Genomic DNA, 24,486 nt, shown 5'->3' on the forward strand with positions numbered 1-24,486 from the left:
GTACCTAATTCGCCCCCCAAGTTCAGCCTTAAACTGTTAACGAATACAGCGCCTTTGCAACCGTAGCCCTAAGGACTGGGCCTAATCTATTTTTCCCATTTGTGAATTAGGGAGTCCGCTCATAGAAAAAATGAGCTAAACTCCTGACGATGCATGAGAAAATCACCAAATGCCTGCGCCCTGATGACGCCAACACATCGGGCGAAAGGCTTATTTTATTGTGCGGCGTATGATTTCACGGCTTTCAGGCCGATGAAATCTAACCTATGCTGATAAAACTTTTTTGGCGCAGAACTGGAGCGAATAATTCAGTCACGCCGGGAACATTCTGAAAGCAATAATAAAAGGAAGAAGGTCCTACCTATGTTCAAGAAAACCTTTCTCAGTCTGGCGGTAGCGTCGGCGGTCACTTTATCGGGGTGTGGAGGCAACGGCGGCGGCAATGCTAATGCTGGCGCGCAAAATGAATTTGATGGGGATTTGCCTGACTCATTAGAGGGGCAGTTTGAGGGCAAAATTTGGCCACTATTCAACCCTATCGCAAGCCTGGTCCCCGTTCCCAACGATCTTCTACTTGACCAGACCGCGGCAGACGGCACTTTTTCAGATTCTACAGCCAATCCTGTCCTCGCGGCTTTAGGGTCTTTAAGCGGCGCTTCCACCATCGCTCCCATCGACATATCATTCTCCGGCGAGCTTGATGGCGGCAGTTTAAGCACCGACTCGTTTATTTCTTCCGGCGGAAGCCTGGTCCCCAATCCTAATCAAAACGTTTTCTTACTTGAGCTGGCCTATGCCAGCGGGGAACCGATTCAGGGCTTAACCATTTCTGAACCGCCGACTATACCTTTAGCAGCCGGAGCACTATTGGCGTCCGCTGAAAGCGACCCCGCTACCGCAGCCGCTATTCTTGGCGCCGCAATAGCGGATGCGCCAGCCATCAAAGCCTCTGTCATCGAGCTATCTGGCGCCAGCACTTTAAGAATTCAACCGACCAAACCCCTCAAGCCCAAGACCCGCTATTTAGTCATAGTCACCAACGAAGTTGAGGACGCCACAGGGCAAGCCATATCTATGGATCCCAACTATTACCTGTTAACCGGTAGCGGCAATCTGCCCTCTTCCCAGCTTGAGCCTGTGCGCACCATTATTAACAGCTTCTGGGAGCCTGTTGCGGAAACTTACTTCACACTGAATAACACGACGCGCTCCGCTCTGAGCATGAACCCGCTTTCTGTCAACAATATAGCGCTAACCTACTCTTTCACCACCTCTGGGGACGAGAAGGTAATGGAGTACATAGCTAACCCTGCGGAGTGGTTTAACGACCAATTAACAGGCTTTATTCGCATCAGCGCCGCCAAAGCAGTGATAACGGCAGGTACAAGCGTAGATAGCGATTCAGATGTAGACTACTCTGACATAAAAATTGCTGCAGACGCGGCGGTTACTGCATTCCCAACCACCGCACAAAAGGCGGCTTTCAGCCCTATTTTCAGCGCAGCTCCACCATTTGGTTGTGACGGCCTCACAGGCGCCACAGCGATAGGTTGCGCAGCTACAGCATTAACCTCCAGCTTTTCCGCACTTTTACCTACCCCAAAAGCGCGCACAGTGACGAATAGCGGCTCCAGCACACCGGTAAATCTGGTTTCCGCATTAACCAGCTCTTTACTGGACAACACCAATGGCATCACACCAATGGTGTCACAAGGAACCATTGGTGTACCGTATTACCTGGGCGTTCCATCCGACTCCGACGGATCGACAATTCAGTCCAGCACATGGACGGCAAACAAAGCATTGGCGGACGCTCTAAATACAGCCTTTAGCTCCGCAGGATTGGCATTACCGCAAGGGGATACCACCACTCGTGACGCAACCTCTTCCGTGGTCAACTACGTCTTCCCATTTCCACAGCAGACTGACGCAGACACCACCACTAGCGGAGTTGATGCATTATCCATCCCTTGGTTAGCGATTTATCCAAACAACACCACTGACTGCCCGCCTCCGCTGAAAACCGTGATATTCCAACACGGTATTACCACAGATCGGAGCGCAGCATTGTCAATCGGAACAGCTTTGGCTGAAAAGTGTTTCGCCACGATCGCGATTGATCAAGTCGTACATGGCGTAGCCCCCGCTTCGACTGCGAAAAAGCTTGGCCTGGCTGCAACGCTCTTGGCTGCAGGCCAAGAGAGCGGACTACCAGCATCACTCGCCCCAAATGACACAAATAACCAAGCAGTAGTGGATGGCCAGCTTAATCTTGGTTTCGTGATGGCGGCCGCCTCTGTCGATGCGGCGACAGCTCAAACGATCATTAACAGCGTTTTAGCTGGCGGCTCAAGCGGAGATGCGAGCCTTAACGCAGCCATTCTAGCGCTGGCCTCATTTGAGAACACTGTCGCCAACGCCGGCAGCACCATCCCTGGCATCGCCCACACGGATAACGAACGTCACTTCGATTACACCGCCAACGCAGCGCAACAAGCGATAGCAATGAACTTTGACCCTGCCAGCGCCTCGGGCTCGTCCGGCAGTCTGTTTATCAACTTGACTGGCTTTATCAATAGCCGCGACAAGAATCGCCAAGGCGTTATCGACCTGCTAAACCTGAGACAGACCATCAGCTCGATTGACCTGGATGGAGACGGCACAGATTTCAATGCAGGCGATCTGGATAACAACAATGTGTTCTTTATGGGTCACTCATTAGGGACACTTATTGGCACGCCGTTTGTCGCCGTCGCCAACAGCACGCCAATGGACAACATTAAAGCCGCAGCGTTATTAACCCCGGCCTCAGGCATTGTACGCATGCTGGAGAATTCGCCATCATTCGCACCCACCATTATTGGCGGCTTGTCCGCAGCCGGAATCGCCCAGGGAACTACCAGTTATGAAACTTTCCTGGGAGTATTTCAGGCTGCGCTGGACGCCGTTGACCCTATCAGCTTCGCTGACAACTTGAATACGTCGGTTAACTATAGCGGGAATTACCAAACTTCCGCTGACGATACAGGCGTATTGATAATTGAATTGGCGGGACGCCCTGACGTGAACGGCAACGCGCAAGTTGGCTACATTAGCGATCAAACCAATGTTATTGAGACGGAAACCACCCAGCTGACAACCAGCTTTGGAACCCCTTATCCAGACTTGTTATCCGGCGTGGACAAACTGGCCGAGCAAATGGGCGCCACTAATACGCTTGACGCTGCAGCGCCCTCAGGCTCGCCTGACACATTAATCAGCCGCCTCAGCTATGGTTCTCATGCTATGTACGTACTGCCGATCGTCTCATCGTCGGAGTCCTCGTCTTACCCAGACGTAGCCGCAGAAACTAAGCGCCGCCAAGCATCATTTGCTGAAGGCGTAACGGAATCCATCGCATTCTTCACGCTGGGCGGTGAAATCTCATCCGCTGCTGTAGACACCACCGCAGCATTGGCGGGTGAAACGACCGGCCTGGAGACAGAGGCGAACTATCAAGCCAGAACCAACAAACAGTTAAACCTTAGCAACTAAGGCAAGCAACAAAGAAAGCGCCCTCCGTTGCGAGGAGGGCTGCTGGACAGACATAAAAAAACCGCCATTCAGGCGGTTTTTTTTATTTTGGACCGAGTCCGGCGCTATTTCATGCTACGGCCTTTATCGGCGGCAATGCGCATGCGCAACGCATTCAGCTTGATAAAGCCCTCGGCGTCGCGTTGATTGTATACGCCGCCGTCATCTTCAAAAGTGGCGATACGGTCGTCGAACAGGCTATCTTCAGACTTACGTCCCGCGACAACCACGTTGCCTTTGTAGAGCTTAACCCGCACCACGCCATTGACATGCTGCTGTGACTCGTCGATCAATTTCTGCAGAGCAAGACGCTCTGGCGACCACCAGTAACCGTTGTAAATCAGCTCAGCATATTTGGGCATCAGACTGTCTTTCAGGTGAGCCAACTCTTTATCCAGAGTAATGGACTCAATGGCGCGGTGCGCGCGCAGCATGATGGTTCCCCCTGGCGTTTCATAGCAGCCGCGGGACTTCATCCCCACATAGCGGTTCTCAACGATATCGAGACGTCCCACTCCGTTAGCGCCGCCAATCTTGTTTAGCTTCTCGATGACTTCGTGCGGCGCCAAGGCTTCGCCGTCGATGGCGACGATATCGCCATTTTTATAAGTCAGTTCCAGATAGGTCGCCTGATCCGGCGCCGCCTCAGGAGATACGGACCAGCGCCACATATCTTCTTCCGCTTCCGCCCAAGGATCTTCCAGAATGCCGCCCTCATAAGAAATGTGCAGCAGGTTGGCGTCCATGGAATAAGGAGATTTGCCCTTCTTCTTTTCCACCGCAATGTCATGAGTATCGCAATAGGTCAGCAGCTTTTCTCTTGAGGTCAGATCCCACTCACGCCAGGGCGCGATCACTTTAATGCCTGGCTTCAACGCATAAGCGCCCAGCTCAAAGCGCACTTGATCATTCCCTTTTCCGGTGGCGCCATGAGAAATAGCGTCAGCGCCAGTCTCGTTGGCGATCTCCACCAAACGCTTGGCGATCAAGGGGCGCGCGATAGAAGTGCCCAGCAGATACTCGCCTTCATAAATAGTGTTGGCGCGGAACATTGGAAAAACAAAGTCACGTGCGAATTCTTCGCGCAGGTCTTCAATGAAGATCTGTTTGACGCCAAGCTTTTCCGCTTTGGCGCGAGCCGGCTCAACCTCTTCACCCTGACCGATATCAGCAGTAAAGGTCACCACTTCACAGTTATAGTTTTCTTGCAGCCACTTAACGATTACCGAGGTGTCCAACCCGCCCGAGTAGGCGAGCACGACTTTGTTGACCTTAGACATGACGATGCTCCCAAGAGATTACGAAAGGCGGTTATTCTAGGCCCTTCGTACAAAGTTTTCTATGGCTGAGCAAGGTGACTGCGCGCACGCCATTCAGGGCGAGGCGCAGATTATGGGGACTGGTTAAAAATGGAGCGTTATTAAAGCTCTTCTGTCGAAATATCCAGGACGTCATCTTTAGCTGGCGGTTGCGTTCCTCTTTCCAGCCTGACCGTGGCGCGACGATTACGAGCCAGCTCTTTGGGGCCAGCGTTTTTAACCACAGGATAACGCTCGCCATGATAGCGGGTGGTGATTTTCTCGGAGGTCACGCCCTTCTCCGTCAGATAGGCGGTCACCGCTTCCGCCCGATCTTTAGAAAGCCGGCGGTTATAAATTCTACGCCCAGTGGAATCTGTGTGTCCGTCGACGAAAATCGCCGTCACAGAAGGGTCAGCCTTCACGTACAAGACCACCTTGTCCAACTCTCTTTTATCCTGATCCGTCAGCACAGACTCATCCAGCTTGAAAAATACCGCTGTACGTTCAACCTGACGAAAATTCACAGGCAACAGCCCGGAAACACAGGATAGATAGTCTTCGTAATAACGGGAAAAGTTGATGGAAGAAACCTCCACTCTGACGGTGTCGTCATTGAAACGCGCTCGACGCGTAAAGGTCGGCATCATCCCTTCCAGCAGGCTGTCCATCATTTGCTCTGCTTTGGGATTATCCACGGTAATGGGGTGCGGCTTGTCCAACACAGCCACGTAACCCAAGTCTCGGACGCTAATGCCAGGACGCCAACGGGGCGCTTCCAGCACCAGAGCCGCTTCGCCTTCGCGCATAGGGTTGCGCGAGGTGTCGAGATAGAATCTCAGTGACTCTCCCGCCTCCCGGTAGAACACCGCCCTACCGTACTGCGGAATGTTATGCGTCAACGCGCACTCAAATATGGAGGAAGATAAATACCACTGACTTTTCTCAATGCCAGCCGAAAAAGTCATGGCCTGGGTTGGAGCAGCCCCGCAAAGGGCGATCATGGAGGCGATTGTTAGTTTGCGCACGATAATCTCACTAACACGGTGATCACAACATACATTAACGATATTATCGGCCCGGCGCGGGAATTCTTTACCCTGAATCCTGTTCCGTTCTGGTATACTTGCGTGCAGTTTTGTAACCCTGCTTTTCTGCATTGCCCTGGTGGTTGATACTCTATGTCTGACTTAGTCATTACCCGGCCCGACGATTGGCACCTTCACCTGCGCGACGACGACGCCCTTGCGACTACCGTACCCGCGACAGCGCGCCTGTTTTCCCGCGCCATCGTCATGCCGAATCTGGTTCCTCCGGTCACCCACACAGCGCAGGCGGAAGCCTATCGCAGCCGAATCCTGAGTCACATTCCCGCTGGCGCGACGTTTGATCCGCTGATGACGCTTTATCTGACCAACAATACCTCTCCAGAGGAAATTGTCGTCGCTAAGCAAAGCGGGATCGTTTATGGCTGCAAGCTTTATCCCGCAGGCGCCACCACCAACTCCGACGCCGGCGTCACTGATGTCGCCAATGTCTTTTCGGTACTGGAGAAAATGAGTGAAGTCGGCCTGCCGCTGCTGGTGCACGGCGAGGTGGTCCAGGCGGACGTGGATATTTTCGATCGTGAAAAGCGTTTTCTCGATGAAACCCTTGCACCGTTGACTGAGCGCTTTCCAGACCTGAAGATCGTATTGGAGCACATCACCACCCGTGATGCAGTGGAGTTTGTCAATCAGGCTGACTCTAATGTCGCCGCTACCATTACTGCGCATCACTTGCTCTATAACCGTAACCATATGCTGGTAGGCGGCATTCGCCCTCATTTTTATTGTCTGCCCATTCTGAAGCGATCTGAACATCAGCTTGCACTGCGCGACGCCGCCGCTTCCGGCAGCGATAAATTTTTCCTGGGCACAGATTCGGCGCCGCATCCCAAAGAGAAGAAGGAAGCGGCTTGCGGTTGCGCCGGCTGTTTCACCGCGCCCTCTGCGCTGGAGTTATATGCGGAAGCTTTCGATGAGCTGGGCGCGCTGGATAAACTGGAAGGTTTCGCCAGCCATCACGGTCCGAAGTTTTACGGCCTGCCAGTCAATAGCGGCAAAGTACGCTTGAGCAAACAGGATTGGACCATGCCCACCAGCATGGCGTTGGGCGACTCAACTATAGTTCCTTTCCGCGCTGGAGAGACCATTCGCTGGAAGGCCGAGCTGCTCTGACGCAGCTCCTCGCGCACTCTCCTGTCGCGCAAAACCTTTATTTCTCATAACAGTACAGCCGTGGCGGGAGATGTTCGCCACCCCAACCAAAAGTAGATAACCAGTGTCTGAATCGCAAAACCGCCCTAAATCCCCTCTCGCCAGACGTTTCCGCGGCTTTCTGCCTGTTGTGGTGGATGTCGAGACAGCCGGCTTCAACTCCAAGACCGATGCGCTACTGGAGGTCTCCGCCGTCATTATCAGCATGGAAGATGATGGGATGCTCTACCCTGAACCGCCAGTCAGCTTCAATGTGGAACCCTTCGCCGGCGCCAATATCGAACAGGCTGCGCTGGAGTTCACCGGCATTGATCCATTCAATCCTTTACGCGACGCCAAACCCGAAGCCGATGCGCTGAACGAGCTGTTCCGCCCTATTCGCAAGTCCGTGAAGTCCAACGGCTGTAATCGCGCGATCCTGGTCGGCCATAACGCCACTTTTGATCACTCGTTCCTGTTCGCCGCCGCCGAGAGAGGAGATGTAAAACGCAATCCGTTTCACCCGTTTTCCACATTCGACACAGCGACATTAGCGGCGCTGGCCTATGGGCATACAGTATTGTCCAGGGCCTGCCAGTTAGCCGGCATTCCCTTCGATAATAAAGAAGCGCATTCCGCAGAATATGACGCGATGAAAACGGCCGAGCTGTTCTGCTCTATCGTGAATCGCTGGAAAGAATTGGGCGGCTGGACTACCGATCAGCAAGACTACGCAGACTGATCTTCGGATTTAGGTTATCCACACCGATTCGATAAGCGCTGTTTACAGCGCTTTTCTTTTTTGGGTCACCCCCTTCTCCTAGACGCAAAAAAGGCCGCAAAAGCGGCCTTTTTCGTTAACTCGACAGCGATTAAAGCTTGTCGGAGTTTTGAGACAGGTAGTTAGCTACGCCTTCTGGGGAAGCCTGCATACCTTTGTCGCCTTTCTTCCAGCCAGCAGGACATACTTCGCCGTGCTCTTCGTGGAATTGCAGCGCGTCAACCAGACGAATCAGCTCGTCTACGTTGCGGCCCAGCGGCAGGTCGTTAACGATTTGGGAACGCACAACGCCGTCTTTGTCGATCAGGAAAGCGCCACGGAACGCAACGCCGCCAGCGGACTCAACGTCAAACGCTTTGCAGATTTCGTGGTTCAGGTCAGCCGCCAGAGTGTACTTGACGGGACCGATGCCGCCTTTGTCCACTGGCGTGTTACGCCATGCGTTGTGAGTGAAGTGTGAGTCGATGGAAACGCCGATCACTTCTACGCCGCGCTCTTTGAACTGCTCTACACGGTGATCCAGTGCAATCAGCTCAGAAGGACATACGAAGGTGAAGTCCAGAGGGTAGAAGAAAATCAGAGCATATTTGCCTTTGATTGCTTCAGACAGCTTGTATTCGTCTACGATCTGACCGTCAGCCAGAACAGCGGGAACGGTAAAGTCGGGAGCAGGTTTTCCTACTAGAACGCCCATCGTTGTTTCTCCTAAATTACATTTTCTGTTTTGATGCAAGCATCAAAATACGCTTGTTATTTCAACAAATTATTGCAGCGATATGTTGCTGCGTTCAGAGGGTGAAAGACACCACACAAAAGTGGCGTAATCATACCTTTTCCACTGAACCAAGCCTATTGTCGCGCCATTTAATTTATTAATGGCGAGCATAGGTCCGCCCTATAAAATCACGGAGCCCCTACGAACCGAAATAATGCCTAAAAATTTTCGGGTTACGCAGCCTGAGCCAGCAAGTGTAGGTGTTTTGCCGCCAATTTTCTAATGCGCAACGGCCTGATTCAGGCAGACTACGGGGATACTTGATAATAATAAGCCGGGCCCCGGCGCCAAGACCGGAACCCGTTTTCCGACAGCGATAGACGTTACCAGTGAATTCCCCGCATGATCGCTGCAAAAGCGACCTGCTCGGTGGAAACCTTGGGCTTCTCGCCATCTTTACCGCCCGTGGCGGCGCTGGAGTCAGGGAACATCTTGAAGCCGGTGTTCATGATGATCTCACTAAACTTCGGCGCCATGGAGTGCAGCACCTGCGCAAATACGCCCAGACGTGTAGCGATGCGCTTCGGACGATGAATAATCGCCTCCGCAATCAGATCCGCCGCTTCCTCTGGCGTCAGCGTTGGCACCGAGTCATAGATCTTGGTGGGGCTGATCATCGGCGTCCGCACTAACGGCATATTAATAGTGGTGAAAGTGACGTTCTTATCGGAGAACTCCGCCGCCGCACAGCGGGAGAACGCATCCAGCGCCGCCTTGGAAGCCACATACGCGGAAAAGCGAGGCGCGTTGGTCAATACGCCGATTGAGGAAATATTCACAATATGCCCCCGCCTCCGCTCCAGCATGCTGGGCGCAAACCCCATAATCAGCCGCAATGAGCCGAAGTAGTTAAGTTGCATCGTGCGCTCAAAATCATGGAAACGATCAAACGCATGCTGAATGGAGCGACGAATGGAGCGGCCAGCATTATTCACCAATACGTCGACATGCCCCAGATCCTTAAGGACATTGGCGACAAAGCGATCGCAGTCTTCCAGATCAGAGAGGTCGACGGAGTACTCATAAATCTCGCCGCCCAGCGCTTCCAATTCTTTCTTCACTTCCTGCAGTTTTTCCGGGGTGCGCGCAGCGATCACGACTTTGGCGCCCGCCTCCGCCAGTTTGCGGGCGGCGCTCAAACCTATGCCGGAGGTGGCGCCAGTAATAACGCAGACACGCCCTTCCACCGCCCCACGCAAAGTACGGTCCTTGTATAGATCGGGGTCGAGGTGACGCTCCCAGTAATCCCAAATCGCCGGCGCATAGTCCTGCAAGCGGGGCACAGAGATGTCGGTTCCTTTAAGCAGGCGCTCAGTCTCGCGATTATCAAAGCGGGTTGGGTAATTGATAAAGCTCATTACCTCATCCGGAATCCCAAGGTCGTTAAGCACAGCGGTTTTCATCCGCTGTACTGGGGGCAGGCGCGCAATCCCCTGGCGAATCATCGGAGGAATAAACCCGAACATACGCGCGTCAATGCGCATGGCCATTTTGGGAGCGTGGCCGGCTTCCGCAAAGATATTGAGAATTTCGCCCACTTTATGGGGATCAGGATCAGTCAGGTGGAAGCATTTGCCGTCTTCGCCTTCCGCATGCGCGATGTGATCCATCGCGTCTACGACGAAATCCACGGGCACAATATTGATGCGTCCGCCTTCCAGGCCGATGGTGGGCATCCACTGCGGCAGTGCGCTACGCAGCTTCTGGATCAACTTGAAGAAATAATAAGGGCCATCGATCTTATCGATCTCACCGGTTTTAGAGTGACCGACAACCATGCCCGGACGATAGACGCGCCAAGGCGTCTGGCACTCTTCCCGCACCAGTTTTTCGGATTCATGCTTGGTGCGCAGATAGGGGTTATTCAGTTTTTCCGCTTCATCGAACATGTCTTCGCGGAAGATGCCCCGGTAGAGACCCGCCGCCGCGATGGAGCTGACATGATGGAAGCAGCCGGCCTTGAGGCTATCGGCCAGCTTAACCGCATTCCGAGTGCCTTCAATATTCGCCTGCTCCTGACTTTCCGCAGAGGCCTGCATGTCGTAGATGGCCGCCAAATGGAAGAAATGATCCACTTTGCCCTGCAGCATCGCGACATCTTTTTCACTGACGCCAAGCATCGGTTCCGCCAAATCGCCGACAACGCCGACTACCTGCTCATCCGACGCACTCCAGCGTTCACGCAGCTCATCAAGCTTGGGGAGAGACGCCTCCCGCACCAATAAATATACGGTTCCGCCGCGTTTTAATAATTTGGGAACCAGGAAACGACCGATAAATCCGGTGCCTCCTGTCACGAAGTAGTTCATATCCACTCCATTCCGGTTGATGTTTTTTAACTTTATTAATGAACCCAGCTCCACCGATTCAGTGCAAAGCTTTCCTGTTTTCCAGTTGTATAGCCTTTAAGTATGGCAAAGGTTTTTATTGTCGAATGCCTAGGCTATAAACCTTTACGAGTGTACTTATTTTTATTCCGCAACTCATTGTTTGTGTTAGAGCAATGGCTCGAAATATGGATTAGATCAAAATAACTACAATTTGATAAAGGCGACACTGACGGAAGAGACTCTTCCGATGCGCCCTAACCCGCATTGTAAGCGGGATGATGAGGCATTGCGGAGCGTAAAAACAACGGAGGCGAAATCAACGGATTTCGTGCAAGAAAATCACAAGGGATTAGAGTGTTTGATCGACAATGAGGCTCCGGCCGCCGCAGCGGCCGGTTCCATCGGAGGCGTCAGTACATATGCTGGCCGCCATTGATAGACAGGTTGGAGCCGGTGATATAACCCGCCTCTTTCGCTGTCAAAAAAGATACTGCACGGGCGATTTCTTCCGGTTCAGCGAAGCGCCCCACGGGAATCTGCGCCTTGATCTTCTCTCTGACTTCTTCCGCCACCGCCATCACCATTGCCGTGGCGACATAGCCGGGGGAGATGGTGTTCACCGTCACGCCTTTGCGCGCCACTTCCTGCGCCAGCGCTTTGGTGAAACCATGAATGCCTGCTTTGGCGGCGGAGTAATTCACTTGGCCGAACTGCCCTTTCTGGCCATTGATGGAGGAAATATTGACGATGCGGCCGTACTGCCTTTCCAGCATATCGTCGAGAAACTGCTTGGTGACATTGAAGACGCTGCCGAGGTTGGTGTCGATGACATCCTTCCACTGCTCCATCTGCATTTTTTTCATAACTGCATCGCGGGTGATGCCGGCGTTATTCACCAGCACGTCGACCACCCCGTATTTTTCACGAATATCCGCGGCGGCCGCGGCGCAACTTTCGAAACTGGAGACATCCATGAGTTCGATGGCGATATCAAACCCACGCTCCCTCTGCTCAGCCCGCCAGGCTTCCGCATGAGCGCGCCTGGCCGGCGAACTGCAGGTGGCGATCACTCGAAAGCCGTCCTCCGCCAAACGCTGAGAGATGGCGGTCCCGATACCCCCTGTGCCGCCAGTAACCAATGCAATGTGCTGTTCCATGTCAATCTCCTTATTTCTTTCCAATGCGAGTTTCTGTCCAGTGCGAAAAGTCGCATTTTGGATACTATTTATTCTATGTGACAGCTTAAATTAGACCTTCGCCGAGGGGGCCCGTCTTGACCAACGTCAAGAGATGTCCTACTGCCTGCATTCGATTTTTCCCGGCGCAACAATGATCACCATTTTCGCGCCTCTAAGAGCCCGCTAAACCGGGCAATAACGTCGTACGGGAGAGATTTCAGCAAGCGGATGAAGTCTCACATTAAGATTCCTTAAGCAGGTCGGACTCAAGAACCATTGTGATATACTCGGCCCATGTTTAACCTGATGTGGCCGCCATGACCAATAAAGACCAGAGATACATCCGCATCGCGCAAGCCTGTTTGCGCGCCATCAACGAAACCTCCACCGACAAGGACGCTCTGCAGGAAAACATCCGCAAAGTTTATGAAGCCATCGATATAGCGTTTAAAAAAGAGTTTCTGATCATTGAACAAAACGCCGGCATCGCTGAAAGCGCGCTGAAAAAAATCAGCGAACTCAGCGCCAGGGAATCCGTGAGCGAGGCCAAAACCATCGCCTCATCAGCGCTGGAAGCCCTGCAGCAAGCCAACCAACCCGCAAAACATCATTGAACCAAGTCTTGGCGGACGTGTCTCAGCTAACCGGATATTGGCTTCGCCGGCACAGCAAAAGACTGCAACGGCCCGCCAATTTATCCCGCAAAACACCTATACTCAGTAAATGGCCTTAAGTTATGCGATCAAGAACCCTTAGCGTTGCAGCCGCCGGCACTTTGATCCTGGTTTTTAGTTTTATTTCCGCTTGCAGCGTTCTCAATAAAAGTCCTAACACTATGCCCTCAGTGAACAACAACATAGCCAAAAGCCCGAATGACAAGCGACTATATCGGGCTGTCACGCTGGACAACGGTTTACAGGCGCTGTTGATATCCGACCCGGAAACCGATAAAGCCGCCGCCGCGATAGATGTGGACGTCGGCAGCGGAGCCGATCCAGTCGGTCGGGAGGGGCTGGCGCACTTCCTGGAGCACATGCTGTTTCTGGGAACGGAAAAATACCCCCAGCCTGACGAATACCAGTCTTTTATCAACCAGCATGGCGGCTCTCACAACGCCTTCACCGCTTTCGATCACACCAACTATTTCTTCGATGTGGACGCCGACGCGCTGGAGCCGGCGCTGGACCGATTCAGCCAGCAGTTTGTCGCGCCGTTGTTTTCCGAAGCCTATGTCGAGCGTGAGAAGAATGCCGTGCATTCGGAATATACTTCGAAGCTGCGGGAAGACAGTCGCCGCTTTTTCGCTGCGGTGAAACAGGCCATCAATCCGGACCACCCCATGGCCAAGTTCGCCGTCGGCAATCTGGAAACCCTGGCTGACCGTCCTGGCGAAGACGTCCGCGACGCCCTGCTCAAGTTTTACGAGCAACACTACTCCGCAGACATCATGAAGCTGACCGTCTATGGCAAAGAGCCCTTGGACACGATGGAAGCCTGGGTGAAGGAAAAGTTCAGCGGCGTGAAAAAGCGCGACATCGAACACAACCAGAAACGGCCTCCGCTGTTCAAACCCGGCGCAGCGCCGACGCTTCTGTCCGTCAAACCGATCAAGGAAAAGCGCTCGTTACATCTGATGTTTGAAGCGCCGCCGATTGAGCCTTACTACCACGCCAAACCGGTGTATTACCTGACCAACCTCATCGGCCACGAAGGCGAAGGCAGTCTGCTTTCCTGGTTGAAACAGCAGAATCTGGCGGAGGGACTTTCTTCCGGTCTGTTCACCAGCGAGGAAGACAGCTCTGTGGTCAGCGTCTCCATCACGCTGACGGAGAAAGGCCAGAAGAACTGGATTAAGGTTGTCCGTGACGTATTCACTTACATCAATCTGATCAAGCAGCAAGGCATTGAGGAATGGCGCTTTCAGGAACAGGCGAAGATGCTGGATATCGCCTATCGCTTCCAGGATCAGGCCGCACCCATTCACTACGTGAGCAGTCTGGCGGGTCGCCTACAGGATCACTCTCCTGAGCAAGTGCTGCGCGCGCCTTACGCCATGGACGACTATGACGCCAAGGTGTTGAAAGAATTCGCCGACCGCTTGAGTCCGGAAAATATGCTGGCGGTGCTGTCCGCGCCTGAAGTCGCCACCGATAAAACTGAACGCTGGTACGAAACGCCCTACAGCGTGCGCGCCTTCACCACAGAAGAAGACGCCGAGATCCGTTCACCGGATCAACAGGCCGCCATTCATCTGCCAGGCCCCAACGAATTCATACCAGACGATCTCGATTTGCTGGCCGGCCCAGACATGCCGGTTCCCGAGAAGATCTATGAGCACCCAGGATATGAAGTCTGGTTCGCCAAAGACCTGTCTTTCGACTCTCCCAAATCCAGCTTCTACTTGAGCATTCGCTCGCCGCTGGCTAACAAGAGCCCGAGAGATCAGGCGCTGACGGAGCTATTTATCTCACTGGCCCGTGACGAGTTAAGCGAATACTCCTACCCCGCCTACCTCGCCGGGTTGGATTTCAAGCTCTACAAGCATTTGCGCGGCATAACGCTTCGCATCGACGGCTTCAGCGACAAACAGCCCGTGCTCCTGGAGCGAATTCTGACCACATTGAAGCATCCTGAACTGCGCGAAGACCGCTTCAATCAGTTCAAGAAAGATATGTTACGCGACCTCAAAAATGCGATTCAGGACAAGCCGTTCGAGCGCCTTGCCTCAGAAGCGCGAACTTGGTTATTGCAACCTTACTGGACGGAACAGCAACAGATTGAAGCGTTGAAGAAGATCACGCTGGATGACGTACGCGCATTCGCGCCCACTGCGCTCAAGGATATCAATCTGGTCGCTCTCGCCCACGGTAATATCTCGCGTGAGCAGGCGCTGCACGCCGCCAAAGTTGTGGAAACGCAACTAATGGCCGGCGCCAATATCGTCAATGTGCAGAAAAGCGCGGTGGTGGATATTCAAGGGGGCGACTGGTTTAAAGAAATCAGCACGCCACATCAGGACTCCGCCTATCTTTATTATGTTCAGGGTCCCGGAAAAACCTATGCGGACCGTGCAGCTTTCGGTTTGATCGCACAGATCATTTCGCCGGAATACTACAACGACATCCGCACAGAAGCGCAGATGGGCTATGTGGTGTTCGCGACGCCCTATACGCTGCTGGATACGCCTGCCCTGGCCTTTATCGTGCAATCTCCGTCGCACACGCCGAAGCAAATCCACACCGCCACCGAGAACTTCATTGCTCGTTTTGCGAAAGAGTTGCGCCTGCTGCCTGAAGCGGAGTTTGAGAAACATAAAGCTGCGCTGAAGGCGCGCCTGATGGAGAAAGATCAGACTCTGGAGCAGCGCTCCGACCGGTTCTGGACGGAAATTGACGTTGGCAACGAGCAGTTCGACACCCTGAACCAGATCGCCAGCGAAGTGGACACACTCAGCCTTGATCAACTGGCGGATTACTTCGACACGCAGTTTGTGACCGATAAGAGCGCGCTGCTGGTAGTCACCGATGGGGACAAAAACGGTGCGCACTGGCGTCCTGGAAAAGCGGAGCCGTTGAAGGACAAAGAGAGCTGGCTCAACGCGAACAAGCTGTTTCCGCTGCGAGCCAAATACTGACAGGCGCTCCAGCGAAGCTCGCTCCAATAAAAAAGACCCGCATCATGCGGGTCTTTTTCGTTACGCTATCCACCAGCGAGAGTCAGGCGCTGTGGCTATGGCGCTATCTGAGATCAGAAGTCCATGGGAATAATGGACTCGCCGTATAAGTGCAGATCCTGAAGAATGGATAAGTGAAACGGCGTGATATCCGGGTTAGCGGCGAGCTGCTCCAACTTTTTGAAATACGCCTGAAAGCCGATTGAGGCTCCGCTGGATTCACCCGCCAAACGGTGATAACGATACCGCTCCCACTTCTCCATTTCTTCTTCATTCAACGTGCCAGGAAAGTTTCTCGCCCGATAACGGAAGAGCATCTCCTGCAGCCGTGGATCTTCAAAGGGCAGCTCCAGCTCCCCCAGCACTTCCGGCGACTGCTCGTGAATAAAAGTCATCAGCTCCCGGTCGTTGTTGCTGAAAAAGCCGCCGCTGTAGAGCATCAGGTCTGGATCGGTCTCGCTGTCGTCCATGGGCTCGTTGAACACATCCGCCACCCGTTGCTGAATATTCGCTACCTGACGCAACGCCTGCAGGTGCGATCTCAACTTGTCGCCATCCAGCTGGAAACCGCGCAATCTTTCCGGATCCATGGTTTTGAGAATTTTACTCTCCACCAGAATCGGGCATTTATTCAGATGCACGACTTTCAGCGGGATACGTTCCGCGCCTTCAGGGAGGTCTTCATTTGAAGTGAAGATACGCTCTCGAATCTTCTCTACCGGCAGGTGCGTCCAGGTGGAGGGATCAGCGCGCAGATCATAGACGATCACACCGTTAGGATTCGTTGGATGACGCGCTATCGGCGCCACCATGGCGCAACAGCCCATTGCCGCCGGGAATTTGGAGGACACATGAAACAAGGGTTTCATGCGTTCGATATCCACCAGCCCTTCCAGAACTTTCTTATTGCGATGGCCAAGCACGTAGTCATACAGCTTGGGTTGCGCCGTTTTGATCAGACGCGCCACGGCAATGGTGGCGTACACGTCAGACATGGCGTCATGCGCCGCTTCATGCGTCACGCCATTGGCCTTGGTGAGTTCTTCCAGGCGAAAACTGGGGACGCCTTCCGCGTTCATGGGCCAGTTTATGCCCTCGGGCCGCATGGCGTAGGTAAGCCGCACCATGTCGATAACGTCCCAGCGGGAATTGCCGTTTCGCCACTCCCGGCTATATGGATCGTAGAAGTTGCGATATAGCGTATTGCGGGTGACTTCATCGTCGAAGCGGATGCTGTTGTAGCCAACCACACAGGTTCCCGGGCGCGAAAACTGCTCGTGGATCAGACGGATAAACTCCGCTTCGCTCACGCCCTCGGACAGCGCCTTCTGCGGCGTGATGCCGGTAATCAGGCAGGCTTCCGGTTGCGGCAATACGTCTTCCGCCGGCTTGCAATACATCACCAGCGGCTCTTCGATGGGGTTGAGATCCAAGTCCGTGCGCACGCCCGCAAACTGAGAGGGTCTGTCTCTGCGGGGATCTGCGCCCCAGGTCTCGAAATCGTACCAATAAAAGGTGTCAGCCATTTAACTACTCTGAGTCGTCAATCAGGCGCCCATGTTAGCCAATAGCGCCCCGTTCGTCATGTTGGATTCCCGGAGCAATGCTGGCACAGCATTTGAATAAGTTCTGAATATGTCAGGAATACGTGCTTTCCAATGTCGGAAACAACGCACTCAGAGATAACAAGGTAGCCGTCATGGGTTTAATTCGCACTTTATTTGAATACGGAAATCAGGCGTACGAAGGCCTGAAACAGCCCACCGCCGCCCAGCAGACAAAGGCCGACGCGGCCATGGACAATCTTCCCGAGCCAGGAACCGTCACCCTGTCGGGTCAGCAGCAGGAACAAAGCTCCCGTCCCCGGGTCATGATCAAAGAGTTTCAACAAGGCGTCGGGCAAGATACTGCCTTTGTACAGCAGACGCTCAGGCAAAAGCTTGCCGAGTATGGCGTCACCAGCGTGCGCGGACAAGTTCGCCTGGGTCGCAACGAGACCGGCGCGCTGGAAATTTCAGGCGCCATTCCGACCGAAGCCAAGCAGAAGATAGAAGCGGATATCAACCGCAACCCGGATATCAAGCAAACGTTCGTGCGTCTGAGCAATCAGAAGCCCGCACTGGACTACGTTCAGAACGTCATGCGTCTGCAGAATGCCTACGGCGGCGACAATTCGCTGTTCAGTTCGCTGCTTTCCTCCAATCCGCAGAACAATTCCCTGCAGGACATCGTGCAGCGCTTTCACAAGATGGGGTCCGCCGCGGCGGAAATGACCGCAAATTCCGGCGCCGCCTTCTCCATCTCGATCAGTTGATGCGAGGCGCCGCCAGGAATCCGGCGGCGCACTCATTCAGAAGCCGGAGATATCGCCCGCGCCTTCCCTTAGGACTACCGGCGTATCGTCGGTCAGGTCGACGACCGAAGTGGGCTCCATACCGCAGAAACCGCCGTCGATGATCAAATCCACCGCATGCTCCAGCATCTGGCGGATCTCATAAGGATCGGTCATCGGCATTTCTTCGCCAGGCATAATCAGCGTAGAACTCATCAGCGGCTCGCCCAGCTCCTCAAGCAGCGCCTGCGCAATGCGGTTATCAGGCACCCTGATGCCGATCTGCCGCCGTTTCGGATGCAGCAGCCTGCGCGGTACTTCCGAGGTCGCCGGCAAAATGAAGGTATAAGCGCCGGGGGTGTGGTTTTTCAGTAGGCGATAGGTGCTGTTATCCACCTTGGCGTAAGTGGAGATGTCGCTCAAATCCCGGCACACCAGGGTAAAGTTATGCTTATCATCCAGGCGACGAATGCTCTTGATGCGGTCGGCGGCGCTTTTATCGCCGATAGCGCACCCCAGCGCATAGCCTGAATCCGTGGGGTAAACGATAACGCCGCCGTTGTGGATGATTTCCACCGCCTGACGAACCAGACGGGACTGTGGGTTATCTTGGTGAATCTGGAAAAACTGGCTCATTGACCACCCTACTCCGTTTTAGCTTTTTTGCTGCCGCCCATGCAGTTGGGCGAGTCCGGGGCCTGGCCTTTTTCCAGCCATTCCTGTGGGGTGAAAGTGTGCAGCGCCAGCGCGTGAATGCCCTGTTGCATCAACTCTCCCAGCACCGCATACACCTTCTGATGCCGTTGTACGGAGCGCACGTCCGTAAACTGCGGCGTCACCAACACCACTTTGAAGTGGGTTTCTGAATTGGGAGGGACGCTGTGCATATGGCTTTCATTGATCACCTCCAGGTGCGTCGGAGTGAAAGCCTCTTTTAACTTATTCTCAACAGAGATTTGGATTTTCATATTTTATTCAGCAGATAGGATTAGACAGCAAGCCGCCGCGACGGGCCTCGTCGCGGCGTAGATAATGCCTACACTATAAACCACTCCGCCGCATTCGACGAGCGGAGCGGCTTCCGCTTATCTCACTGTGACGCCCGCCACGACCGGATAGGGCTCCGCGCGATTGGCCGCGTAATCCCGCATCCATACCTTAAAGATATACTTTCCCGGCGCCACGACGCTCCCAGTGCCGGAGCGTCCATCCCAGTCGATCACGACGTGACGCTCGCCAATCAACGGCTCCCGATACAACTCCCGCACCAGAGAGCCGCCCCGCGCCTCGTAGACGTACACCGTCGTCAAAGCGCCTTCGTTGAGATCAAACTCCAGCCGCGCCTTGTCATTGGATTGATCGCCGTTGGGAGTGATCACCTCCGGCGTCACACTGATATTGGCCCATTGCGGGGCCACTGTGTCTACAATCACCCGCAATTCACCGCTCACACTGATTCCCTGGGTGTCTGTGGCCGACAACGCAATCACATAACGGTCATCCGCAACGGTGATTCCACTGAAATCACGGCCGTCCCACTGCTTGTCCAAGGAAACGCCGCTGCCTTGTTGGCTGAACAGCTCCACGCCATCCCGGTTTTGATAGCTGAGCGTCCAATCGAGACTTTTATTGAAGCTCGCTTTTAGCGCGACGCTATCGCGTCGTCCGTCGCCGTCCGGGCCAAACTCCGCATAGTTGGACTCGTAGCTCAACAACTGGGGAGGTTCCGAATCCGATACGGTATTCACGCTGAAATACACTTCCGCCGGCGCCGCCGCCACGCCGTCCACGTCCACGCCTGTAATCAGAAAACGATAGGAGCCGTCCGGGGTTACTGCGCCATTGTGGTCGAGCCCATCCCAAGTTAAATCGAAAAGTTCTCCATTACCGCGAAACACTTTCACAGGTTCATTCTCAGACGTGAGAACGGAGGCTTCCCATTGCAGCGGGGCGGTGAAATCAGCGCGCACTCTCAACGTATCGTTGGCGCCGTCCCCGTTCGGACTGAAGGGAGAGGGCTTGGCGGTGGCGTTTTTGATCGCCGCCAAGCCCTGCATCCCTCGCGCCACGATAATCTCAAAATTGCCACTGCGATTATCGTCCCAGGCGACAAATATGCCGCCGGACTCATTAACCGCCACCTTGGTCACCAGAGACCCCAGTTCGCTGGGAGAGATGTTGGCGGCCGACGAGAAGGTCAGCGCTCTGTCGGAGGAATACGCGAACATCGCTTCGTAATTGCCAGGCGTCGTATCCTGCCACACGACATACAGCACGCCCTCCGCATCTGTGGTCAAGTCCGGTCCGATCGAAGCGCCCGGGTTGCGGCTGATGTTGCCGGGCGGCGCAAAGTGCTGTCCGCCGTCTTCGGAGCGCGCCACATAGATCTCCGCCTCATCGTTGATCTGCTCGCTCCAGCTGATGTAGACATTGCTGCCCGCGTCCGCCGCCAGCGATACAGAAGACGACACCGCACTGCTAGCGGAAATGCTCACCGGCTGAGAAAAACTGCGCCCGCCATTCCTGGAATACATGTGATAGACATTCTGCGCATTAGTCCAGGCCACATGAATACGTCGATCTCCGCCCGCCGCCATGCGCACGCTGGAGACAAAGTTGGCTTTGATTTTGGCGACCTGTTGAAAGCTGTCGCCGCCGTCCACGCTCTGGGTCACTATCACTTCTTCCGTACCGGTGTCGGTCCAGGCCACGTAGATCACGTTCGCCGAGTCCACCAGAATATCCGCCCGCACGGACGCGCTATCATCCCCAGACAGGCTGACAGCCGGAGTAAAGGTCTTGCCGCCGTCTTCCGAACGCACGTAAAGGATCGTAGAGGCGCCGTACAAGGTATCCTGCCACACCACATGCACGCGACCACGGGAGTCCACCGCTACATCGGGCGCACTGGACTGCCCTGAAGGCGACGACAGCTGCTTTGCCTGCGTGTAGTTTTCGCCTTTATCACGAGAGCGCGCGAACATCACTTCCTTCACACCGGAACTGTTATCGTCCCAGATCACAAAGAGATTATCGCCTTGAGTCACCAGACTGGGGTTAAAACTCAGACCTTCTGAGTAGGACAGATTTACAGGCGGGTAAAAATTGATCTCCGCCAGAGTTGGAAGAGCAAAGGCCGTCAACAGCGCAAAAAGGGCCACACCTAAATGAAGTTTACATCCTGTTTCTCGTTTAAAAGTCCTTATTAATTTCATTTTCCTTCTCCACAGCGATCATTGCGATCGCCGCTATTTCCTTATATTCGCCGTCCATCCCTTTATCAGGGCGTCGCGAAGGGAGCACTGCACGCTTCGCTTACCCGCATAAGATCCTGACTTCCGATCCCTGCGACCACAGCCCCTCGCATTTGGACGGTTCCATTTCCTGCTTGAACGCCTGACACCGCTCCGGCGCGGAGCGCTGCGCTCATCCCGTTGATTGGTCCACGCCTTGGCGTGAGTTTCGGGAGAGCCGCAGCGCCATCATATAACCAACCCCGCCGCCAGGACCATGGCTAAGTCCAACAGATGTTTGCGAACACGCATTATCGAAGTGAAATTTGAGCCGCCAGAATGCGTTGAAAGGCCCCGTACGATGCAAAAAGTAGCTTGTTGTTACATTTTTAAATTGCTCACAAAAATCATTTAAGTTGAAGTAGACCTTGCCCTAGTCCGGCTTTTCGCAAGGTTTGCTGTCTGTCGAAAAAGTCGCTGAATCAGGTGCGGTTCAACCCCGTCCGCACATTTTTCGGCAAAAGTTAGCGAGATTGGCGGTTTACTGCCAAACTTAGATATACATCAAACAGTTAGACGAACGCAGACTATGAAAATCGGACTTCTAGAAGACGACCAGAATCTGGCGGACCAGCTATTGCTAAATCTGCGGAACTCAGATTTTCAATGCCGCCACTACAATACGGGGAAAGATTTTTTATTCGCCGTCACCCATGACAGCTTCGATTTGCTCATCATGGACTGGCAACTGCCGGATATGGACGGCATCGATATCCTCCGCAAGGTGCGGCAGCAGCAGGAATGGCCGATACCGGTGCTGTTCCTGACTCAGCGCGAAGCGGAAGAAGACATTATTGAGGCGCTGGAGTCCGGCGCCGACGATTACATGGTGAAGCCGGCGCGGCCCGGCGAACTCATCGCCCGGCTCAAAGCGCTGAGTCGGAGAAACCGCACGGAGGAGACGGATGCCGAAGAAGCCAGCTATGGCGCTTTCAGCATCAACCACAAGAAACGGACCATTCAACTGAACGGCGAGCCACTGACGTTGACGGACAAAGACTTCGACCTGACGACGTTTCTGTTCGAAAACAAAGGCCGCCTGCTGTCGCGCAAGTACCTGCTGGAACGGGTCTGGGGCGTCAGTAGCGACATCAATACCCGCACTGTGGACACTCATATGAGCCGTCTGCGGCGAAAACTGGGAATCAAACCGGAAAACGGATTTCGCATTAAGACCATCTACCAGCACGGTTATCGGCTGGAAGAAGTGGAATAGGCCAGCATTGTCCGGGTATTGCGGCCAACGATTGACGACACTGTGAATATTGGGAGTCTGATTGAAACAGAGCAAACGCCACCTGTTGTGGTTCTGGTTCCTGTGTTGGTTCTCCTGCACCGGGTTCGCCCAAGAACCCGACAAGATGGAGTGGACCTACACCACCCGGCCCAACGACAGCCTGCAAAGCATCGGTGAGCGCTTCCTGGCGCCCAATCGCGGCTGGGACGCGCTCATGCGCTATAACAGCCTCAACGACGCCTGGTCACTAACGCCTGGCACGCAGTTAAGAATTCCTGTCGACTGGCTGCGCCACTATCCACAATCCGCCTCTTTCCTCAATCTGCGCGGCAAAGTGTGGCTGCGTAAAGCGCATTCCTCTCATTACGTACTGGCGACGCAGGAAGCCAAACTCGAAATCGGCGATGAGATCAAAACCGATGAGGGCTCCGCGCTGGTTGGATTCGCAGATGGCAGCGAATTGACAGTCTCCCGTCAATCCATCGTGATATTCAATACCCTGACCCACTATGGCGATACCGGCATGGTGGATACGCGGTTGCGTTTGCTGCGCGGCAAAATGCAGCAGAAGGTGACGCCGCGCAGAGGCCCCGCTTCACGTTACGAAGTCTCCACACCCTCCGCCGTTGCGGCGGTGCGCGGTACCGCTTTCCGTCTGCGGGCGACCGCCGACGTCACCGTAGCGGAAGTTACCGAGGGCGTGGTGGAAGTCTCCAACGCCACCGCCTCTCGCAAGCTCTATAAAGGCCAGGGCGCCACGGTTGGCTCCGGTTCCGTTTTCTCCGAAATTCAATTGCCGGAGGCGCCGGAAGTCTCCGCCTCGGCGGTGTATAACGCCGCGCCGGTGACCTTGAGCTGGGCTCCGGTGCCCAATGCGACGGCGTACGTGATCGAAGTATTTAAAGGCGATGGGAAGGAGCTGCCGGTTTTTTCCCAGCAGATTGACGCTCCGTTGGTTGAGTTGCCCGACCTGGGCAATGGCGACTACCGTTTACTGCTGCGGGCGGTGGACCCGGGAGGATTGGAGGGCGTGGATACGGAAGTGCGCTTCAGGGTGGAGCAAAAGGCGGAGCCGGCGCAGCTGATTACCCCGCTGACGGGGGCGTTGCTGCGAGAGCCTCGCCCCGTCTTCCGCTGGCGACTGGACACGCCAACCCAGATGTCTAGCCTTGAAATCTCCGCCGATCCTCAGTTCACCGCCCTCTACACCCGCACCCCCTTCTCTTCCATATCCAGCGCCCAAGCCGAACGCGACCTGAATGCAGGCGAGTATTTCTGGCGTATCGCCACACTGGCTGGCGGCGACGATTTTTCCTATAGCGAGCCGCGGAGATTCACCATTTTGGGAAAGCTTGACGACACCCACGTCATCGCGGTGAATTATTTTGACGAAAAAGCGAAAGTGTTCTGGAAAAGCGTGGCCAATGCAGACCGGTATATACTTCAGTTGGCGGAAGACGAATTTTTCAGCCGGGTCATTGAAGAGCAGCAAGTGGAGAAAACCTCCGCCAATCTCCGTTTGACTCCGGAAAAGACATATTGGATTCGTATCAGACCGGTTGCAGGGCCGCTCTATTCGTCGAACTTCGGCGCGATTCAGGCGGTCAGAATAGAGCCGTAGACTCCGCCAGACCCGTTATTCCCATAAGGCGTATCGGGCGCAAGCAACGTCAGGGCTAGTTCACTCACAGCAGTATTTCACTAACAACACTGTTTCGCTCACAACAAAAAGGGCCTTTATGGGATGATCCCAGGCAAACCTGATGCGCAGCCCAACCC

At 54.3% G+C, this 24,486-nt stretch carries 17 protein-coding genes; 8 read left to right on the forward strand and 9 right to left on the reverse strand.

Going from position 1 to position 24,486, the window contains the following annotated elements:
• Positions 1-363: 363 nt before the first annotated feature.
• Positions 364-3,534 (forward strand): Ig-like domain-containing protein, encoded by a 3,171-nt coding sequence (locus KP814_RS13755; RefSeq protein WP_216737298.1) that lies wholly within the window; start codon positions 364-366, stop codon positions 3,532-3,534.
• Between the two features lie 104 nt (positions 3,535-3,638).
• Here KP814_RS13755 and KP814_RS13760 read toward each other — a convergent pair whose 3' ends face one another.
• Both KP814_RS13760 and KP814_RS13765 read right to left on the reverse strand, forming a co-directional pair.
• Positions 3,639-4,853, reverse strand: coding sequence for an argininosuccinate synthase (locus KP814_RS13760; RefSeq protein WP_127969249.1), 1,215 nt, complete (start codon positions 4,851-4,853; stop codon positions 3,639-3,641).
• A gap of 140 nt (positions 4,854-4,993) precedes the next feature.
• On the reverse strand, positions 4,994-5,899 hold the full coding sequence (locus tag KP814_RS13765; RefSeq protein WP_371824060.1) for an OmpA family protein: 906 nt from the start codon (positions 5,897-5,899) through the stop codon (positions 4,994-4,996).
• Positions 5,900-6,052: 153 nt separating this feature from the next.
• Between KP814_RS13765 and pyrC the strand changes: the two genes are divergently transcribed.
• Entirely contained in the window at positions 6,053-7,090 is a 1,038-nt protein-coding gene (pyrC, locus tag KP814_RS13770; protein ID WP_216737300.1) for a dihydroorotase, read from the forward strand.
• 103 nt (positions 7,091-7,193) lie between these two features.
• Positions 7,194-7,850, forward strand: coding sequence for a ribonuclease T (rnt, locus tag KP814_RS13775; RefSeq protein WP_011398747.1), 657 nt, complete (start codon positions 7,194-7,196; stop codon positions 7,848-7,850).
• Positions 7,851-7,980: 130 nt separating this feature from the next.
• On the opposite strand, the gene KP814_RS13780 is transcribed toward rnt, so the two are convergent.
• The 3 genes from KP814_RS13780 to phbB form a co-directional block, all read right to left on the reverse strand.
• Positions 7,981-8,583: a peroxiredoxin gene (locus tag KP814_RS13780; protein ID WP_011398748.1), complete on the reverse strand. Its 603-nt coding sequence runs from the start codon at positions 8,581-8,583 to the stop codon at positions 7,981-7,983.
• A 404-nt stretch (positions 8,584-8,987) separates the two neighbouring features.
• Complete coding sequence (locus tag KP814_RS13785) at positions 8,988-10,973, reverse strand: SDR family oxidoreductase (RefSeq protein WP_216737301.1); 1,986 nt, start codon at positions 10,971-10,973, stop codon at positions 8,988-8,990.
• 431 nt (positions 10,974-11,404) lie between these two features.
• Positions 11,405-12,151: an acetoacetyl-CoA reductase gene (phbB, locus tag KP814_RS13790; protein ID WP_216737302.1), complete on the reverse strand. Its 747-nt coding sequence runs from the start codon at positions 12,149-12,151 to the stop codon at positions 11,405-11,407.
• Positions 12,152-12,489: 338 nt separating this feature from the next.
• Here phbB and KP814_RS13795 point away from each other — a divergent pair, with 338 nt between their 5' ends.
• Positions 12,490-12,786 (forward strand): hypothetical protein, encoded by a 297-nt coding sequence (locus tag KP814_RS13795; protein ID WP_011398751.1) that lies wholly within the window; start codon positions 12,490-12,492, stop codon positions 12,784-12,786.
• Positions 12,787-13,007: 221 nt separating this feature from the next.
• Positions 13,008-15,806 (forward strand): insulinase family protein, encoded by a 2,799-nt coding sequence (locus tag KP814_RS13800; protein ID WP_253938360.1) that lies wholly within the window; start codon positions 13,008-13,010, stop codon positions 15,804-15,806.
• Between the two features lie 113 nt (positions 15,807-15,919).
• Here KP814_RS13800 and sbcB read toward each other — a convergent pair whose 3' ends face one another.
• Entirely contained in the window at positions 15,920-17,371 is a 1,452-nt protein-coding gene (gene sbcB, locus KP814_RS13805; protein ID WP_216737304.1) for an exodeoxyribonuclease I, read from the reverse strand.
• A gap of 173 nt (positions 17,372-17,544) precedes the next feature.
• On the opposite strand from sbcB, the gene KP814_RS13810 reads away from it, so the two are divergent.
• Positions 17,545-18,159, forward strand: a complete 615-nt coding sequence (locus tag KP814_RS13810) for a hypothetical protein (RefSeq protein WP_216737305.1) — start codon at positions 17,545-17,547, stop codon at positions 18,157-18,159.
• Between the two features lie 36 nt (positions 18,160-18,195).
• On the opposite strand, the gene KP814_RS13815 is transcribed toward KP814_RS13810, so the two are convergent.
• The 3 genes from KP814_RS13815 to KP814_RS13825 all read right to left on the reverse strand — a co-directional run bounded on the left by KP814_RS13815 (position 18,196) and on the right by KP814_RS13825 (position 21,392).
• A complete protein-coding gene (locus KP814_RS13815) occupies positions 18,196-18,813 on the reverse strand; it encodes an L-threonylcarbamoyladenylate synthase (protein ID WP_216737306.1) in 618 nt (205 codons plus the stop codon).
• Positions 18,814-18,821: 8 nt separating this feature from the next.
• Positions 18,822-19,145, reverse strand: coding sequence for a BolA family transcriptional regulator (locus KP814_RS13820; RefSeq protein WP_216737307.1), 324 nt, complete (start codon positions 19,143-19,145; stop codon positions 18,822-18,824).
• Between the two features lie 117 nt (positions 19,146-19,262).
• Positions 19,263-21,392 carry a hypothetical protein gene (locus tag KP814_RS13825; RefSeq protein ID WP_216737308.1) on the reverse strand — a complete coding sequence of 710 codons (2,130 nt, stop codon included), beginning with the start codon at positions 21,390-21,392 and terminating at the stop codon, positions 19,263-19,265.
• Between the two features lie 607 nt (positions 21,393-21,999).
• On the opposite strand from KP814_RS13825, the gene KP814_RS13830 reads away from it, so the two are divergent.
• Complete coding sequence (locus tag KP814_RS13830; protein ID WP_216737309.1) at positions 22,000-22,686, forward strand: response regulator transcription factor; 687 nt, start codon at positions 22,000-22,002, stop codon at positions 22,684-22,686.
• A 61-nt stretch (positions 22,687-22,747) separates the two neighbouring features.
• Entirely contained in the window at positions 22,748-24,328 is a 1,581-nt protein-coding gene (locus KP814_RS13835) for a FecR domain-containing protein (RefSeq protein WP_216737310.1), read from the forward strand.
• The last annotated feature ends 158 nt before the right edge of the window (positions 24,329-24,486 follow it).

Origin of the sequence: Hahella sp. HN01 (genome assembly GCF_018986435.1) — a bacterium.
Classification (GTDB): Bacteria; Pseudomonadota; Gammaproteobacteria; order Pseudomonadales; family Oleiphilaceae; genus Hahella.